The following is a 1,601-nucleotide window of genomic DNA, read 5'->3' as shown; positions in this document are numbered from 1 at the left end:
TTTTGGTTGTGTCACAAGATCGGCTAAGATCTCACCGGCAACAATAGGAATGAGTTATCCCATCTCACAAGCATTTCGGTAATCAGAGAAGAGAACCAGTGGGGCCGCCGCGGGGGCGCCCCGTCGGGGGCGGCGGCGTCTATCCTAATCGGAGTTTGGGGTGAAGTCCCCCTTCTGCACTATCCAATATGTTCAAGATGGTATTGAGGAACTAATAAGAACGTGATTCAATCGAGATTTGAATTGCAATTGATGAAAGCCCATGGAGTCCCATGTATTCATGGCGAAATCGTCGATACAACCAGGGACTGGTATACCGCACGAGGATGAATCTCAATATAGCTTCAAGTCCCTGAGTGGTCCATCGCATCCATTTGTGCTTCACCCGTTTCGATATCTCACCCATCAACCGTTCAATCATGTTGGAGTTCCAGGGAACGTCAATGCCGCATAAAGATAATCGGGCGAATGTTACCAGTGTATTTGAATAGGTATTGAGAAAAGCAGCCGCTTGAAAACACCCTTTCTCGGTCAATCGGTTGGCCAGGTTTTCCATACTTTGAACAACCTGGTTTATTTTAGCACCGATATGATGGTGATCCGATTTGTGAAAAATAACAACGTTTTTCAGGGACAGCAATGACTTTTTCAGTTCATTAATTACTCTCTTTCTCTCTTCCAGGCTTAATTTGCCATCTTCCCATAACTTATAGCCCAATAAACGGAACCCATGAATCAGGTCAGCCTGGAACTGAATATCTCCATCTGCAAATGCAGCCCTCAGTTCTGGATCCCCATCACTGATGATGACTGCGTTCTCGGAGAGTACCTTCTCATTGTCAACGAGATCGGAGAGGAATTGCCAGGATTGATTCACCGTGACACCGAGTAGCACTTTCCTCTCGTCACTCACACCGAGAAGAACATTGACATTATTCTGTTTCTTCCCCGGTTCCTGTGAGTGCGCCTTGGTTCCATCCGCCATTGCTATCGTCATGGGGGTCTCGATCTCATTCACCTCTAACAATCTGCTCATCTGTTTTATCCGGTTATTTATGGTCATCCGTGACGGTACATCTGGAATTACGATCCCTAACTCTTCTATAGTATCCCGGTAACTGAGTTTCTGAACGAAATCAATACTGACCATGGCGATATCTGGTTGATACACCTGTTTTCCTGCAAACCGTACAACTTCTGCCAGGGGTTTCCAGATACGGTTCTCCTGAATGTCCCGGACTTTATTCAACTTCAGGAGTATGGATCCCACTGATGTCACTATCTTCTTCTCTGATGTCCCGGCGCGAATATATCGCTCTTCGGGATTACGCCTTGAATATCTCTTGCCGCAATAGGAATTGACGAGATATTCGTTCATTGCCTTAAGTATATGTTCAAGGAGCTTGGCTTCGATTTGAAGTTTCTTCACCGATGCTACAAGACTCTCGATTGGTATCGGCTGGCTCTCTTCAGAAATGCATACCTTTACTTCAATTGAGTGCACGATATCCATCTGGGGTGATCTCCTTTTGGTTTTGTCACCAGTGAGATCATCCCATGAGGGATTATCTTAGCCGATTTTTGGACACGATCAAAATATT

Annotated in this window: 1 protein-coding gene; it reads right to left on the bottom strand. The window is 45.5% G+C overall.

What is annotated here, in order from left to right; all coding sequences use genetic code 11:
• Nucleotides 1-211: 211 nt before the first annotated feature.
• Nucleotides 212-1,513 carry an ISH6 family transposase gene (locus tag VIS94_04320; GenBank protein ID HEY9160296.1) on the bottom strand — a complete coding sequence of 434 codons (1,302 nt, stop codon included), beginning with the start codon at nt 1,511-1,513 and terminating at the stop codon, nt 212-214.
• Nucleotides 1,514-1,601 lie beyond the last annotated feature (88 nt).

It is taken from the genome of Desulfomonilia bacterium (assembly GCA_036567785.1).
GTDB lineage: Bacteria > Desulfobacterota > Desulfomonilia > UBA1062 > UBA1062 > DATCTV01.
The sequence above is the reverse complement of the archived record's forward strand: the minus strand, read 5'-3'. Positions and strand labels throughout refer to the sequence as shown.